Here is a 14,430-nt window from a genome sequence, read left to right on the forward strand (position 1 = left end):
GGCTAGACGCCTCTAAAGCAATCCGAAATCTGAGTTAAAACAAGTGTTTTCAATGCTACTCTCGACCCCTGCATTTTAACAATAGAGGAATTCGGGTTTCTAATAACCATATCAATTACTCTTTTGACCTGGGATGGGTCGACTGAGTATTCTGGGGCGCAATAATCAACCATACCGATTTGTTTAAAAAACCTTCTTGTCTTACCATGCGATGGGATCGATATCGGTATCGTACCCACGGAATATGCAACTATTGCAGCATGCAGTTTAGTTGTTATTAGCAAGTCCGCACTCTTGATTTCATCGACAAATGATTGCGTATCCCCTTTGTACTCTGAAAGAAGGAGAGCTTTTTCCGCACTTAACTCTTTAGAAGGTATTACTTGATGTATCGAGAACGAATCACATATCAACTTTATATTCACGTTTTTCTGGCTGACAAAATCTATAATCTCTGATATCGCACGGAGCTGTGCTTCAGAGCTTATCTGACCTATATGGAACGCGACCGTTTCGACTTTTTGTTTAGTAGGAATATGTTCTATCAGCTCACTTAAGACAATATCGCAAGTTTGATTCGCGTCGTTCTTTTTAGATACAGAGTTAAATGCCTTGACGGACTCGCAATCTCTCAAAAAAACCTGTCTCGCAGCCTTTGAAATACTTCTAACGAATATTCTATTGATGTAAGAATCAAGCGGCCCACACCCTGCCCCAAAAATAACATAAGGTATGTGATTTCTTTTACATTTCTCAACGATGTTATGATATCTGTAAAACGATCTTATAGATTGTCTTTTTGGAATACCTTTACCAATATACCTATTTATTCGCAGTACCTTGAAGATAAATAGATCATCATTCCGGTCAAACCACCATCTCGAATTCTTTGGGGTTTCCTGATACGCCGGATTTTCGCCTAAATACCCCCCGCCACCAAAGATAGCCAAGTCAGATTCAAGTAAATCTTCATCACCACCTCCATATTTGACGTTTTCCATCTTTTTGATATCGTCAAAACAATAGGGGACGAAGATACGAGAACCTTCACCATAAAATTCTCTGACTCTTCTAACCATAACTTCCAGGAGGAGTTCATCTCCAAAGTTAGGTGTCATGAACGAACCAACTATTGATATATTCAAGCCACGACCTTTTTTGAATTTTTGATCACAACCCTAGCTCCCATTAAGGCAGAAAAGGCCACTATATCCACGAGTATCAAAATGTGTTTCGCATCCTTTACGAATAGCAATATAAAAGCGGAAGCAGCTACGCTTAGAACAAAGAAACCCAACCCAAAATGTCTATGCCGATCGACAGAGCTGAGATATATATATTCCGAATAGACCATTACGTACAATATATTGTAGATCATTAACAAGGCCAGCTCGGCACGACCGACGCTATACTTGTCACTTCCGATCCATAATAATATCACATCATCAATAAATGCGAACAACAGCGAATAGTACGTTAACGAGAGCACCAATAAGGCTATTGTTACATTCTTCTTAATCGTATTATCTAATATCTCTCTACTGTCGTAAACTTTTGAGTATTCTGGTTTCAGTGTCGCAAGCATCAACACGACTACAGATGAATATACCGTGATAAGTTGATAGGCGAGCACATAACCGGTTGCTTGATTCGTATCGAGAATTCTAACTATGAAAACGAATGACATCTGAGTTATTAATAAGACCGCACCCGTAAAAAGCACATTAGCGTAGCTGTACTTGATAGAGTCCTTCAGAATCGATAGCGAAAATAGTTTCATGCTTACTGGAGCTTCTTTTCGTAGCGTCACGAGCATGAACAATTGAGGAAGTATTATCGGCACTACCGAGATAGCAAAAACATATCTGTAGTCATCATAGTAGCTACACACGACATACATTGCAGCAGCAAATATTAGATATGAAGATATCTCGAGCTTTGCGATTAATTCAAAATCTTGCCGGGACGATAGCACTGCCTTTTGGTGTGATAGCGCGGTAGAGAAAAAGTATGCCACTACGCAAACAAAATACGCGTATTTGTAATTTTGGTCATCAACATAAAATAGCACACAGACCGTGCCGAACAACAGGATCAGAACAGCCAGACTTTTGTAAAAAAACGCCACAGTTGAAACAATCTCTCTCTGACCCCGCTCGTCGCCATTTTTGAATAGACTGGGCAACCTTCTAGTTAGATATGAGTTTAGTCCCAACTGGAGCACCCACGTCATGCTTAATAATGCCATAACTTCTTTTAGGACATTAAAGTTTACAGGCCCGATACTATTAAGAATCAATCTAGTCAGATAAAAAGCTACTATTATTTTGACACCCGGCAAGAGCCCGTTGGCAACTGCTTTCCTGATTAGGGTCATCGCTAACTTGCCCTCTTGGTCAACATGTTATTCAACGGTAACGGACTTAGCTAGATTTCTTGGCTTATCAACGTCTGTGCCTTTAACCAGCGCTACGTGATAGCTGAGCAGTTGTAGCGGGATGGTGTAGACGATTGGGGATACGCTTTCATATACCCAGGGCATCTTGATGTGAGTGATGCCTTCGCCGTCGTCCAGGTCTGCCCTTTCGCAGGCAAAGTTAATCAGTTGGCCGCCGCGTGCGCGGACCTCCTGCAGGTTGGATTTAAGTTTTTCCAGCAGGCTGTCACTGGGGGCGACGCTCACCACGGGCATGTCTTCATCCACCAAAGCCAGGGGGCCGTGCTTGAGTTCACCGGCGGCGTAGGCTTCTGCATGGATGTAGGAAATTTCCTTGAGCTTGAGCGCCCCTTCCATGGCGATGGGGTAATGGGTGCCGCGGCCTAAAAAGAGTGCGTGATGCTTGTTGGCGAAGGTGGCGGCCAGTGTTTCGATTTCGCTATCCAGCGCTAGTGTTTGCTGGATGAGTGCTGGCAAGCCGCGCAGTGCGCGCACGTTGGCACTGATCATTTCCGGAGCGCGGTTGTTGGCCTGGGCCAGAGCGGTGGTTAACCATAGCAGCGCTACCAATTGAGTAGTAAAGGCTTTGGTGGATGCCACGCCAATTTCCGGGCCGGCGTGGGTCAGCAGACGCCAGTCGGCTTCACGTACCAGTGAGCTGCCGGCTACGTTGCAAATGGCAAGGCTGGCGAGATAACCCTGTTGCTTGGCATAACGCAGGGCGGCCAGGGTGTCAGCTGTTTCACCGGATTGGGAAATGGTGATCAACAGGGTATTGGTTGGGACGGAGACCCGGCGATAGCGGAACTCGCTAGCCACTTCCACCTGGCATGGCAGGCCGGCTTGTTCTTCAATCCAGTAACGGGCAACCAGGCCGGCATGGTAACTGGTGCCACAGGCGACAATGTGGATGGCTTGCACGTCTTTAAACCGTGTTTCGGCATCCGGGCCCAGGCCGGCGGTGAGTACGCTGTTTTCACCAAGTATGCCGCTCAGGGTGTCGGCTATGGCTGCAGGCTGCTCATACATTTCCTTTAGCATGTAGTGGCGGTACTCGCCCTTGTCCATGCTGTGAGCTGCATGTTCGTAGCGGGTAATCGGGTAGTTGCGCGGTTGGTTCTGGCGGTTCCATACGTCACGGCTGGTTAATGTCAGGCGTGCGTAGTCGCCCTCTTCCAGATAGATGAACTGATCGGTTACCTGCAGCAGGGCCAGCGGGTCGGAGGCGATAAAGTGTTCTTCACTACCCTCTCCGATGACCAGCGGGCTGCCCATGCGGGCGCAATACAGGGTGTCGGGTTCATCCTCATGAATCAGGCCCAGCGCGTAAGCGCCGTGCAGCTGATTAAGGGTGGCGCGAAAGGCGCACAGCAGGTCTGGTTTGCGGCTGTAGTGGAAAGCCACCAGGTGTGCGACGACTTCGGTATCGGTGTCCGAAGTGAAGGTGTAGCCGGCTTCGATCAGCTCTTTGCGCAGTTGTGCATGGTTTTCGATAATGCCGTTGTGAACGATTGCCAACCGGTCTGACAGGTGCGGATGTGCGTTGCGTTCGGCGGGTTTGCCGTGGGTGGCCCAGCGGGTGTGGGCGATGCCCAGGTGGCCGATGGCGGGTGTGGCTTGTAGTGCTGCTTCCAGCTCAGCGACCTTGCCGTTGGCGCGTACGCGGAGCAGGCCATTGCCCTCCGCCAGTACAGCCAGCCCGGCGGAGTCGTAACCGCGGTATTCGAGGCGATGCAGGCCTTCCAGCAGAATGGGGGTGATGTTGCGTTTGGCGACTGCGCCTACGATTCCGCACATGGTGTTGGGGTGTCCTGGTTTTCTTGGTTCTTGTTGATGGGTGATAAGCCAGCCGGGGTTGAGATGGCTGGTTTGCTGACTGTCTGGGCTCAATGATTTAGTTTTTTAGCTGATAGTTCGAGTTGCTTGTATCGCCCCGAGGGCGGGCCTCCCACGGGTTGGTGCCGCATCGCCCCGGGTCGGGCCTCCCACGGGTTGGTACCGTGTTTGGTTTGATGGTCGGAGTTTCCTGCATCGCCCCGAGTCGGGCCTCCCACAGATTTGTATCGTGCTCGGATCAATTGTGGGAGGGGCGACCTCGCCGCGATGGTGTCCGTTTGGACGCCTTTGGTTTTCTGGTGCTGCATGCTCTGGTTAACCACCCAAGGCGTCCTTCGGACGCCGTCGCGCCGAGGGCGGCCCTCCTACAAAAATCAATGCTACTTTTTTGGTGCTCCTGATGTTGTCCTGTCGGGGGCGGTACTGCGCTTTTGCTTTTGGTTCACTCGTCGCGCAGTCGACAGATCAAGATCATCAACGATGTCCTGCGAGCCTTCATCGAATTTTTTGTCGAAGTCTTTGGTTTTCATCTCGCCGTATTTCGCGTTGGGGCTACGCGATCTTGCCGGTGTCTTCGACGGCTTCTAGCTTCACCCGGAAGCCGCACGCATGCGCATATTTCTTCAGCGTCTCCCAACTAGGGTTGCCGCGGCCTCGCTCCAGTCGGGAAATATTACTTTTTGCGGTTCCGATGCGCTTTGCCAGTTGTTCCTGGGTAAGCCCAGCCTTTGAACGCATGCTGGTCAGCTGATCGATGAGCTCGAATTCGTCGGCGAGATTGTCGTACTCGGCGCGGACAGCTTCGTTTTTGAATGCTTCGTGTTTAAGTGCGTTAAGACTCATGTTTTTTCACCTCTTGAAGCCGCGCTTTCGCAAGCTCCAGTTCTTTTTTGGGTGTTTTCTGGTCTTTCTTCACGAAAGCGTGAAGTACCATGATGCGCTCACCTTCCATGTAGCAGAAAAAGCCTCGCCCAATCCCTTCTTTTGCCTTGGCACGAAGCTCGAACAGCCCATTCCCCATTGCTTTAGTGTGAGCCGTCAAACATGGTCCCCGGGGTGACGGCCCGTGCTGCTGGCTGGTTTTGGTCGAGATGGAACTCGACATTCCATGGTTGCGGATTCTTGCTGACAGGCCGAGTTGCTTGCATCGCCCCGAGTCGGGCCTCCTACAGATTGGTACTGTGCTTAGCTTAATTGTGGGAGGGGCGACCTCGCCGCGATGGTGTCCGTTAGGACGCCTGGGTTGTCCAGCCTCTGCGCGTCCTTCGGACGTCATCGTCCCGGCGGTTCGTCGCGCCGAGGGCGGCCCTCCCACAAAAACCTTGCCCGTGCGGTGCTGCTTATTCGTCTTCAGACACGCTACCGCCACAAGATTTTCTGTTGGTTTCTTGAGAACAGTACTTCAAGTTTTTTCTGACTCTGCGGGCCTGGGAATGCATAGGCAATGGCGGAGCCGGACGGAGGTTAGTCCGTCTATATGTCAGTTATTCGGTTTAGTCTGCTGGCCTGATGGTTTTTAACGGAACGCTGAGGGCCTGTTGGCGCTGCAGTACGTTCAGCAGGATAATCACGCGCTCTTCGCCGTCCGCCTTGCTGAAGATGGCGTCCAGGTCTTTGAACGGGCCTTCGGTCAACGTGACGGGGCTGCCGGGTTCGAACAGGGGCTGGTCTGTTGTGTCGGCCAGGCGCTGTTTGATCTGGTCAATCAGGCCAGGGGCGACTGGCACTGGCGTATCCGCGAAGGCAACCAGGCGCAGTACGCCGCGGGTGGAGCGGATGGTGTGCCAGCTGTCAGTCAGGCGGCACAAATGCACAAATACGTAACCAGGAAAGAGCGCCTCTTCTATAAGCACGCGCTTGCCGTGACGAATCGCCTCCACTGTTCGCACAGGGCGATAGCAAGGGATGTGCTGGTTGCGTAGGTTGTCCTCAGCGCGGGCTTCCTGCCTCGCTTTACACTGCACAACGTACCACTGCGGATTAGTAATGCTAGTAGGCATCCTGTCCTGCTTCCGGCGTCAGCCGGTGACTGCGCATTGATTACCTGCACGTTAATGGTCGAGCCAAAGAAACGGCGCCGTGCGACAGGCCGGCATATTACTGTCGAATTACTGAAGGTTACAAGATGTGAAGGTTTGGATTTTGATCAGCGGTATTGTGCCCGCCTAATGCCACTACTCTCAGGCCAGCCAGTTTGCTGGCGGCGCGGCGGCTCATGATTTTATTGTGACGGTATGACTATTTTTACCTGGCGGCCTTTTGTTTGTGACTGCTCGGTCAGCTTGGCAGCCAATATCTGCTTGGCCTGGCTGTCACCATGCACCAACCGCACCTCTTCAGGGCCATGGCGCATCCCGGTTATAAACTGCACCAATCCGGCTTGGTCAGCGTGAGCGGAGTAGCCACCGATGCTATGGACCCCGGCTTTTATATCGAAGACCTCGCCATCCAGATCGACATAGCCTCCGGTGGGCCCATATTGCTGGATAGCGTGGCCGGGCGTGCCCTTTGCCTGGTATCCGACAAAAAGCACGTTATGCCTGGGATCGCCGAGCATGGCTTTCAGATAGTTGATAATCCTGCCTGCGTTGCACATGCCGCTTCCGGTGATAACGATCGCAGGCTGAAAGGTGTGAGCGAGACGGTTGACCATGGCGAGGTGCTGGGCGTGGCTTTCTGTGGTTAGTAGTTGGTCGAAGGTTAAAGGCCTGCGGCCTTGGCTGACGCGCTTGAGGGCTTCGTCGTTCCAATAGGGTTTGAGTTCGCGGTACAGGGCGGTGAATTTGGTGGCTAGCGGAGCATCGAGAATGATCGGCAGCTTCCGCCAGGTTCCGGTACTGAGTATGTCTTCCAACTCATAGAGCAGTTCCTGGGTTCTGCCGATGCTGAAGGCTGGGACCAGTACGGTGCCGCCGTCTGACAAGGCTTGCTCCAATACCTGTTTCAGGCGGGCCTGGCGGGTGCGCCTGTTTTCGTGGTTACGGTTGCCGTAGGTGCTTTCGAGCACGACTACGTCCGCGCGATGTGGCGGTTTGGGTGCCGGCAACATTGGAGCATGGGGTGCGCCGAGATCGCCGGAGAATACGATGCGGCGTTTGCGGCCGGTGGCGGGATAGTGGATATCGCACTCGATGTAGGCAGACCCGAGTATGTGCCCTGCCCTTTGGAAGCGGATTCGACAGGTTAGCTCGGGTTCTTCTATCAGGGGCACCCATGTTTTATAGGGGTGGCCTTGCAACCGTTGCTCTACCAGGCTGACGAACCGGTCTGCCAGATTGGCATCTCGCTTGATGCCGACCATGAAGGCGTCTTCCAGGACGGTGGGCATGAGCAGCGCTGAGGGTTCGGTGCAGTGAATCGGACCCTTGTAGCCGGCGGCAATAAGCCAGGGCAAGCGGCCGATGTGGTCGATGTGTACGTGGGTCGCTATTAGCGCCTTGACGGAGTCCAGGCTGAACTCGACGTTGAGGTTGTTGGCGTCTGCGCCGTTGCCTGAGGTTTCTGCGCCCTGGAACAGGCCGCAATCAATGAGCAGGCTTGCGGTTGGGGAAAGCCATAACTGATGGCAGGAGCCGGTGACGCCTTTTACCGCGCCGTGGTGCTGGATATAGGGGTATTCGGTTGGCATGGTAGCAAGTCCTTTTGCTTGGGGAGCTTGGAGTGTAGCTGGAGAATCAGCGTAGCGCAGGGGCGCTACACCCCCAGGGGGGCGATGCCAGGCTTGGGCTGCATTTGGATGCGCTGACGGGCTTACGTGGGGTTGGCGTGCGGCTTGGGCCGTATTCGGGCGCGCCGACGGGTTTTACCTGGGGTTGGCGTGCGGCTTGGGCCGCATTCGGACGCGCCGACGGGTTTTACCTGGGGTTGGCGTGCGCCTGCGCGCCGACGAGGGTCAGGTCAATGCTGCGGGCCGTTCGGCTTCATGATCGCGGGATCGGTGTGACTGCGGGATTTGGCGTAGCGCAGGCGCACTACACCCCCAGGGGGCGGCGTTCTGGGCTCTGGATTGGTGTGGCTCTGAGGTCTTGGCGTAGCGCAGGGGCGCTACACCCCCAGGGGGTGTGCACTGGCGCTGAACTGGCGTTGGCTGTTAGCAGCCAATCGCGAGCGATGTGGCTTCAGCGCGTTACAACTCGCATCGCCAGCTGACGAACGGTTGGCGTGCTGCTTATCAACCGAGACAAAGCCTTCGAACCAGACGATACCTATATCCGCATGCTTTGTCGGGAATTGGCGGTTTGGCTTTTTTAGTCAAGACTTTGACTACACTGCCAAGGCTTTGCGAAACAGTATTGACCCGGACGGTGTATGTACTTAGAGTTGCGGGCGTGTTTGCCCACCCTGCGCTAACCTCGGATGGCTCTACCTGAATGTTTGACTCGATATTGATCGTCTGCGTTGGCAATATTTGCCGTAGCCCAACGGCCGAAGCCCTGCTGAAAAACAGGCTTGAAGGCCGGAACATCAAGGTAAGCTCCGCCGGCCTGGGCGCTCTGGTTGGCAAACCGGTTGAGCCGAACGCTGCGGCCGTCATGGCTGAAGCGGGGCTTTCATTGCCGATGCACCGCGCACGGCAGATCAGCGCAAGGATGATCCGCGAAGCAGACCTGATCCTGGTTATGGAAAACCGACACATACAATCGGTTTACAAACTTGCCCCTGAAGCCCGCGGCAAGACTTTCCTGTTCGGCCGCTGGCTGAACAATTGCGAAGCGCCTGATCCATACCGCCAGGCCCGCCCCGCCTTTGTGCATGTATACAAGATTCTAGAAAAGGCAGCCGATGCCTGGCTGCCTTATCTGAAGTGAACGTTCATCTCTACTGAAAGAAGAAGCCGATGCAAAATGCTGTCGCCTCCCCGGAGCGTAACAACGGGGAAATTGATCTTTTAGCCCTTTTAGGCGCCCTCCTGGATCATAAATGGATCATTGCGGCATGCACGGGGCTGTTTGCGGTCATCGGTATCGCCTACGCTCTGCTCACCACACCGGTTTATGTCGCTACGGCCGTTATTCAGATCGAAGAAAAGCAGGCTGGTATCAGCAGCCTGCTGGGCGAAAGCGATCTGCTATCCACCGCCTCGCCGGCAGTCACTGAAATCGAGCTATTGAAGTCCCGCACTGTTATTGGTCAGGCGGTCGACAACCTGAAGCTGACGGTTGTGGCTGAACCCAAGCTGTTCCCCGTAATCGGCCCCTTCGTGCATCGTCGCTTCAGCCCCAGCGCCGACGCCCCGGTTGCCGATGCGTTACTGGGCTTTGACAGCTACGCCTGGGGCGGCGAGCAGCTCGATGTATTCCAGCTTGAGGTGCCGGCCGCTTACGTGGGTAAAGCCCTGACCCTGCGCGCCGAAACGGATAACGGCTACACCTTGCTTGACGGTGAGGGCTCTCCCCTGCTGACCGGTGCAGTCGGCGAAGCCGTTGTCACGGACGGCTTCAAGGTTCAGATCGCTGAACTGGTTGCACGGCCCGGCACGGAGTTCCTGGTATCGAAAAAGAATCGCTTGAGCACTGTGCTTGCTTATCAAAGAGCTATCGGCGCAAGTGAAAAGGGCCGCGATTCCGGCATCCTGTCTCTGAGCCTGGAAAGCACTAAACCTGAACACGCTATGCGCACGCTTGATGAAGTGAGCCGTCTGTATGTGCGCCAGAATGTCGAACGCAAGTCCGCCGAGGCCCAGCAAAGCCTTGAGTTCCTGCAGGATCAGCTGCCACAGGTGCGTCGCGACCTGGAACGCGCCGAAGAAGCACTGAACGCCTACCAGGCGTCCGCTGGCTCGGTCGATATCAGTATCGAGACCCAGTCATACCTGAGTCAGGTCGTTGAGCTGGAAACCGCTATATCTGAACTGCGCCTTCGTCAGGAAGAACTCCAGCGCCGATTCACCGCCGACCACCCGAGCTATCAGGCACTGATGAGCCAGATTGCCCAGCAGGAAGAGCGCCGTGACAGAATTCTCAGCCGTATTGGAGAGCTGCCGGACACCCAGCAGGAATTACTGCGTTTAGCGCGAGACGTGCAGGTTAGCACCGAGATCTATACCCAGATGCTCAACAAGAGCCAGGAGCTGGACGTCATGCGCGCCGGCACCGTGGGCAATGTGCGCATCATTGATGATGCAGCGGTGGACACAACCCAGCCAGTCAAACCGAAGAAGCCGCTGATCGTTGTGCTGGCTACCCTGCTTGGCGGCATGCTGGGTGTGGCGATTGCATTGCTCAAGCATGCGCTGAACCGCGGTATCGAAAACCCTGACTTGATCGAACAGCTGGGCCTGCCTGTATATGCCAGCATTCCGCTAAGCAAGGATCAGGAAGTGCTGGAACGCAGCGGCACGAGCAAAGGGGGGCGTCGCCACCACGCGCTGCTCGCCAAGACCAATCCAGCGGATCTCGCCATCGAATCACTGCGCAGCCTGCGTACCAGCCTGCATTTCGCCATGCTGGAATCGAAGAACAACGTATTGATGATCTCCGGCCCAAGCCCACAGGTCGGTAAATCCTTTGTTTCCGCCAACCTGGCTGCAGTCGTTGCCCAGGCCGGTCAGAAGGTGCTGTTGATTGATGCCGATATGCGCAAGGGTTACATACACCGGCTACTTGGGGCGGACCCCAATATAGGCCTGTCCGGCTTGCTGGCAAAAACCCATACGCTCAAACAGGTAGTACATGAGACTGAGGTTGAAGGGTTGCACGTTATCTCGCGTGGGCTCATTCCTCCGAATCCGTCCGAGCTTTTGATGCACGCCAACTTCGAGGCGCTGATCAAGTACCTCAGTGCACACTACGACATGGTCATCGTCGATACGCCACCGATCCTGGCTGTAACGGATGCGGCGCTGGTCGGTCGCTTCTGCGGCACAAGTCTGATCGTAACCCGCTTCGGCATGAGCCCGGCAAAGGAAATCCAGCTGACCTTGCAGCGGTTCCGCAATAACGGTATTGAGATCAAAGGCGCGATCTTCAACGCAATCGAGAAGAAAGCATCGGCCTATGGTAATTACGGCTATTATCAGTACGAATATAAATCCGAAACCAATTGACGACGGGTTAGAGGCAGTACCCGTCCGGGGTTCCCCGGCATGGCGATCTGCGTATAATCGAATGCATTACATGACAGGGAGTAGAATAATGAAGAAGCAAGCACTGGCGATGATGGCTACCGGTTTGCTGTTGGCATCCAGCATGAGCTTTGCGCAGACTGAAGAAGCCGCAGCAGCTGAAGCGGGCGGCACTACTGGCACCGCCACGGGCACTACGGCTACAGGCACCGCTACTGGGACTACTACCGCTACTGGCACTGCGGCTACAGGCGCAGCGGCAGGTACCGGCGCGGCAGCCGTTGGCGGTGCCACTATTGGCGGCTTGAGCCTGACTACCGTTGCCGTTGGCGCAGCAGCAGCCGGCGCGGCCGCAGCCGCAGCCTCCAGCGGTGGCGGCGGGTCCAGCTCCGGCACTACAGGCACTACTGGCACTACTGGCACTACCGGCACCAACTGATAGTTGGTCGCCGCCTGAACAGGCCACTCGACTCTGAGTGGCTTTTTCATTCCTGCTTATCCTTGATGAAAGACTGCTCATGACCTTAATTCCACGTGCCGCCCTGGGGGCGTCCATTCTGTTGCTTCAAGCCTGCGTGTTCTCCCCTGGCATGCATATGGACAAGAACGATTTGATGAGCCAGGATTCTGCCGAAAGCAGCATGGTGGAATTAGTAGAAATTACGCCCAAGTTGCTTGCCCAGGACCAGACGGCCGCCCGGCGTCTTACCATCCCGCAGGAGCTGCTGAACTTTCAGCCGGAGAATTACCGGATAGGCGCCAACGACGCGCTCTTTATCACCGTCTGGGATCACCCCGAGCTAACGGTCCCGGGTGGTAACCAACAGACCGACGCCGCCAACGCGCGTATCGTTCGTGATGACGGCACCCTCTTCTACCCCTTCATCGGCAACGTTCAGGTTGCCGGTCTGACGCTGGAAGAGCTACGCGAAATCATCGCCAGCCGCCTGGCTCGTTTTATCGAGCAGCCGCAGGTGGATGTAAACGTAATGGAATACAACAGCCAGAAGATCATCGTCAGCGGCGCATTCCAGAACCCGGGCTATCTGCCAGTGAACGCTCAGCAACTTACTCTGTTGCAAGCTGTGGGTCTGGCCGGTATTGATCCGGAGCGCGCCGACCTGTCCAGCCTGAAGCTGACCCGTGAAGGGCGCACCTACGAGCTGGACTACGACCGCCTCACCAGCATGCCAAGCGAGATCGGTAACGTGTATATGCGCGCTGGTGACAAGCTGCATCTGGGCCTGAATGACAATCGCAAGATATTCGTGATGGGCGAAGTGAAAACTCCTCGTGCCCTGCCCTACCGCACCAGCCGCATGTCCCTGAGCGAAGTGCTGGCGACTGTCGGCGGCCCGTCGCCTGAGACGTCCAGTGGACGCGAGGTATACGTGATCCGCGGAGTTGAGAATATCGAGACCGAGAAGGCAACTGTATTCCAGCTGGACGCGAAGTCACCTGCTTCATTCATTCTGGCCGAACGCTTTGAGATGCAGCCGCAGGATGTGGTGTTTGTCGGGGCTGCAGGGATCACTCGCTGGAACCGCTTCATCAGCCAACTGTTCCCCTCAGCGAATATCTTCCGCACCACACTCGAAATTGATGAAGACATGACAAACCGCAACTAAGGGGATCGGAAATTGAAGGTCCTTCTACTTGCGGGCATGTCTGCCGCCGCGGCGTTACTGATGAGCGGCTGCACGTCGGTCGCATCCTCTTCCTACGAGACGCTTCGGCTCGCGATAAGCGGGCCTGAGTCGATCATTACGGCTGACTATGTAAACAGCCTTGATCGGCCCGCGCTTTCAGCGCGCTTGAAGCAGTCGGAAGCGCTATTGGTGCTGGCCGCCCGCAACGATGGTGTCGCTGAATGGCATGGCCGGAGTCAGGCGCTTGTTACGCAAAACGGCCGATTGATTCAGACCGCCGGGTTACCCGATGAAGCCGACATCATTGCACCGCTCGCCGTGGCAGACCCCTTCCTGCAGGATCTACGCGCTCTTCCAGAGGATGTGGAAGTAACGCGCCTGGTGGACTTTCCGGGGCGTTATCTGACTAGCGTGCCCCAGCATGCCCGATATCGCAAAGGCCCGGTCGAGACGCTGGAGATCATGGGTGAACAGCGCGCCTTGCAACGCATGGACGAGATTATCCGCATGCCAAGTATCTCCTTCCGCGCTACTAATCATTACTGGTTCGACCCTGACACCGGAAATGTGCTGGTCAGCGCGCAGCATCTGGCGCCCGGATTTCCGCCCGTGCACCTGGTCGAGCTGACTCAGTCGGTGGGGCAGCCATGAGGCGTCTTGCAAAACCCCTGGTGTTTTTGCTCGGGTTGGGCGCATCACTCAACTGTCTCGCGCAAAGCGCCTCCCCGACTGTTGAGATCAGCGGTGTTGTGCTCGCCCCCGGAACTTATTCACTCTCCGAGGGCGCTCGGCTGCATGATGCATCGAGCAGCGCACAAGTGCGTAGCGATGCCTGGCCGCTGGGTGCTGCCTTGCTGCGTCAGTCGGCGGTTGAGCCACAAGTGCGTCTTAAAGCTGGCGTGCTGTTTGATCTGCGGATTAACCACGTACATGCGGTTGCGGACGAAAATCCGGCGCTGGAAGCATTGGTCGATCGGCTGATACAAGCGATCGAACCACTCCCAGTGACAGGCCGAGTGAACGCGCAACTGAACCCGCTGCAACAGCTGATTCCAGCTAATGACAGCTTGCTGGAAGCCGGCGACCGCATTCTCTACCCCCACCGACCGAACCACGTCACAGTGATTGGCGCAGTTGAGCAGGACTGCAAGCTGGCCTTTGTGCCGGCGCACCAGCCAGTCGACTACCTGAAGCAGTGCGCCTCCTCACCTGTGGCGGATCGCGACACGGTATATGTCATCCAGCCAGACGGTACGCTGCATAGCAAAGGCGTCGCCCATTGGAATGCCGAGCCTGCCAACGTGGCGGTGGGCGCCATGATTTACGTGCCGATTCGAACAAATCAGCTTTCCGCCCAGACATCAGATCTGAACCAGGAGCTTGCTGAATTCATGGCGACGCAGTATCAGCTCGGGGGCCGTTTTGGTGAGTAACAACGTAATATT

General features: G+C 54.9%; 13 protein-coding genes. 6 read left to right on the plus strand and 7 right to left on the minus strand.

What is annotated here, in order from left to right:
• Positions 1-2: 2 nt before the first annotated feature.
• The 7 genes from HG264_RS07015 to HG264_RS07045 all read right to left on the minus strand — a co-directional run bounded on the left by HG264_RS07015 (position 3) and on the right by HG264_RS07045 (position 7,901).
• Positions 3-1,145: a polysaccharide pyruvyl transferase family protein gene (locus tag HG264_RS07015; protein ID WP_169406998.1), complete on the minus strand. Its 1,143-nt coding sequence runs from the start codon at positions 1,143-1,145 to the stop codon at positions 3-5.
• A complete protein-coding gene (locus HG264_RS07020) occupies positions 1,142-2,377 on the minus strand; it encodes a lipopolysaccharide biosynthesis protein (protein WP_169406999.1) in 1,236 nt (411 codons plus the stop codon). The genes HG264_RS07015 and HG264_RS07020 overlap by 4 nt, the downstream gene beginning before the upstream one ends.
• A gap of 27 nt (positions 2,378-2,404) precedes the next feature.
• Positions 2,405-4,234: a glutamine--fructose-6-phosphate transaminase (isomerizing) gene (glmS, locus tag HG264_RS07025; RefSeq protein ID WP_169407000.1), complete on the minus strand. Its 1,830-nt coding sequence runs from the start codon at positions 4,232-4,234 to the stop codon at positions 2,405-2,407.
• 591 nt (positions 4,235-4,825) lie between these two features.
• The gene (locus tag HG264_RS07030; RefSeq protein WP_169407001.1) at positions 4,826-5,116 is read right to left on the minus strand and encodes a helix-turn-helix domain-containing protein; all 291 of its coding nucleotides are present in this window, start codon (positions 5,114-5,116) and stop codon (positions 4,826-4,828) included.
• On the minus strand, positions 5,106-5,315 hold the full coding sequence (locus HG264_RS07035; RefSeq protein WP_256663803.1) for a type II toxin-antitoxin system RelE/ParE family toxin: 210 nt from the start codon (positions 5,313-5,315) through the stop codon (positions 5,106-5,108). The genes HG264_RS07030 and HG264_RS07035 overlap by 11 nt, the downstream gene beginning before the upstream one ends.
• 451 nt (positions 5,316-5,766) lie before the next feature.
• Positions 5,767-6,273 carry a transcription/translation regulatory transformer protein RfaH gene (gene rfaH / locus HG264_RS07040; protein WP_169407003.1) on the minus strand — a complete coding sequence of 169 codons (507 nt, stop codon included), beginning with the start codon at positions 6,271-6,273 and terminating at the stop codon, positions 5,767-5,769.
• 221 nt (positions 6,274-6,494) lie between these two features.
• On the minus strand, positions 6,495-7,901 hold the full coding sequence (locus HG264_RS07045) for an MBL fold metallo-hydrolase RNA specificity domain-containing protein (RefSeq protein WP_169407004.1): 1,407 nt from the start codon (positions 7,899-7,901) through the stop codon (positions 6,495-6,497).
• 742 nt (positions 7,902-8,643) lie between these two features.
• Here HG264_RS07045 and HG264_RS07050 point away from each other — a divergent pair.
• From HG264_RS07050 to HG264_RS07075, 6 genes are all read left to right on the plus strand, one after another.
• Entirely contained in the window at positions 8,644-9,081 is a 438-nt protein-coding gene (locus HG264_RS07050) for a low molecular weight protein-tyrosine-phosphatase (protein ID WP_169407005.1), read from the plus strand.
• 29 nt (positions 9,082-9,110) lie between these two features.
• Entirely contained in the window at positions 9,111-11,318 is a 2,208-nt protein-coding gene (locus tag HG264_RS07055; RefSeq protein WP_169407006.1) for a polysaccharide biosynthesis tyrosine autokinase, read from the plus strand.
• 88 nt (positions 11,319-11,406) lie between these two features.
• Entirely contained in the window at positions 11,407-11,775 is a 369-nt protein-coding gene (locus HG264_RS07060) for a hypothetical protein (protein ID WP_178102806.1), read from the plus strand.
• 79 nt (positions 11,776-11,854) lie between these two features.
• Positions 11,855-12,964 (plus strand): polysaccharide biosynthesis/export family protein, encoded by a 1,110-nt coding sequence (locus tag HG264_RS07065; protein ID WP_169407007.1) that lies wholly within the window; start codon positions 11,855-11,857, stop codon positions 12,962-12,964.
• A gap of 12 nt (positions 12,965-12,976) precedes the next feature.
• A complete protein-coding gene (locus HG264_RS07070; protein WP_169407008.1) occupies positions 12,977-13,636 on the plus strand; it encodes a YjbF family lipoprotein in 660 nt (219 codons plus the stop codon).
• On the plus strand, positions 13,633-14,418 hold the full coding sequence (locus tag HG264_RS07075; RefSeq protein ID WP_169407009.1) for a capsule biosynthesis GfcC family protein: 786 nt from the start codon (positions 13,633-13,635) through the stop codon (positions 14,416-14,418). The genes HG264_RS07070 and HG264_RS07075 overlap by 4 nt, the downstream gene beginning before the upstream one ends.
• The last annotated feature ends 12 nt before the right edge of the window (positions 14,419-14,430 follow it).

Source organism: Pseudomonas sp. gcc21, assembly GCF_012844345.1.
Taxonomy (GTDB): Bacteria; Pseudomonadota; Gammaproteobacteria; order Pseudomonadales; family Pseudomonadaceae; genus Halopseudomonas.

Bases quoted from the DNA above. Each gene is read 5' to 3' on its own strand.
- HG264_RS07020 (WP_169406999.1), bottom strand. From the start codon at position 2,377: ATGACCCTAATCAGGAAAGCAGTTGCCAACGGGCTCTTGCCGGGTGTC.
- glmS (WP_169407000.1), bottom strand. From the start codon at position 4,234: ATGTGCGGAATCGTAGGCGCAGTCGCCAAACGCAACATCACCCCCATT.
- HG264_RS07030 (WP_169407001.1), bottom strand. From the start codon at position 5,116: ATGAGTCTTAACGCACTTAAACACGAAGCATTCAAAAACGAAGCTGTC.
- rfaH (WP_169407003.1), bottom strand. From the start codon at position 6,273: ATGCCTACTAGCATTACTAATCCGCAGTGGTACGTTGTGCAGTGTAAA.
- HG264_RS07045 (WP_169407004.1), bottom strand. From the start codon at position 7,901: ATGCCAACCGAATACCCCTATATCCAGCACCACGGCGCGGTAAAAGGC.
- HG264_RS07050 (WP_169407005.1), top strand. From the start codon at position 8,644: ATGTTTGACTCGATATTGATCGTCTGCGTTGGCAATATTTGCCGTAGC.
- HG264_RS07055 (WP_169407006.1), top strand. From the start codon at position 9,111: ATGCAAAATGCTGTCGCCTCCCCGGAGCGTAACAACGGGGAAATTGAT.
- HG264_RS07060 (WP_178102806.1), top strand. From the start codon at position 11,407: ATGAAGAAGCAAGCACTGGCGATGATGGCTACCGGTTTGCTGTTGGCA.
- HG264_RS07065 (WP_169407007.1), top strand. From the start codon at position 11,855: ATGACCTTAATTCCACGTGCCGCCCTGGGGGCGTCCATTCTGTTGCTT.
- HG264_RS07075 (WP_169407009.1), top strand. From the start codon at position 13,633: ATGAGGCGTCTTGCAAAACCCCTGGTGTTTTTGCTCGGGTTGGGCGCA.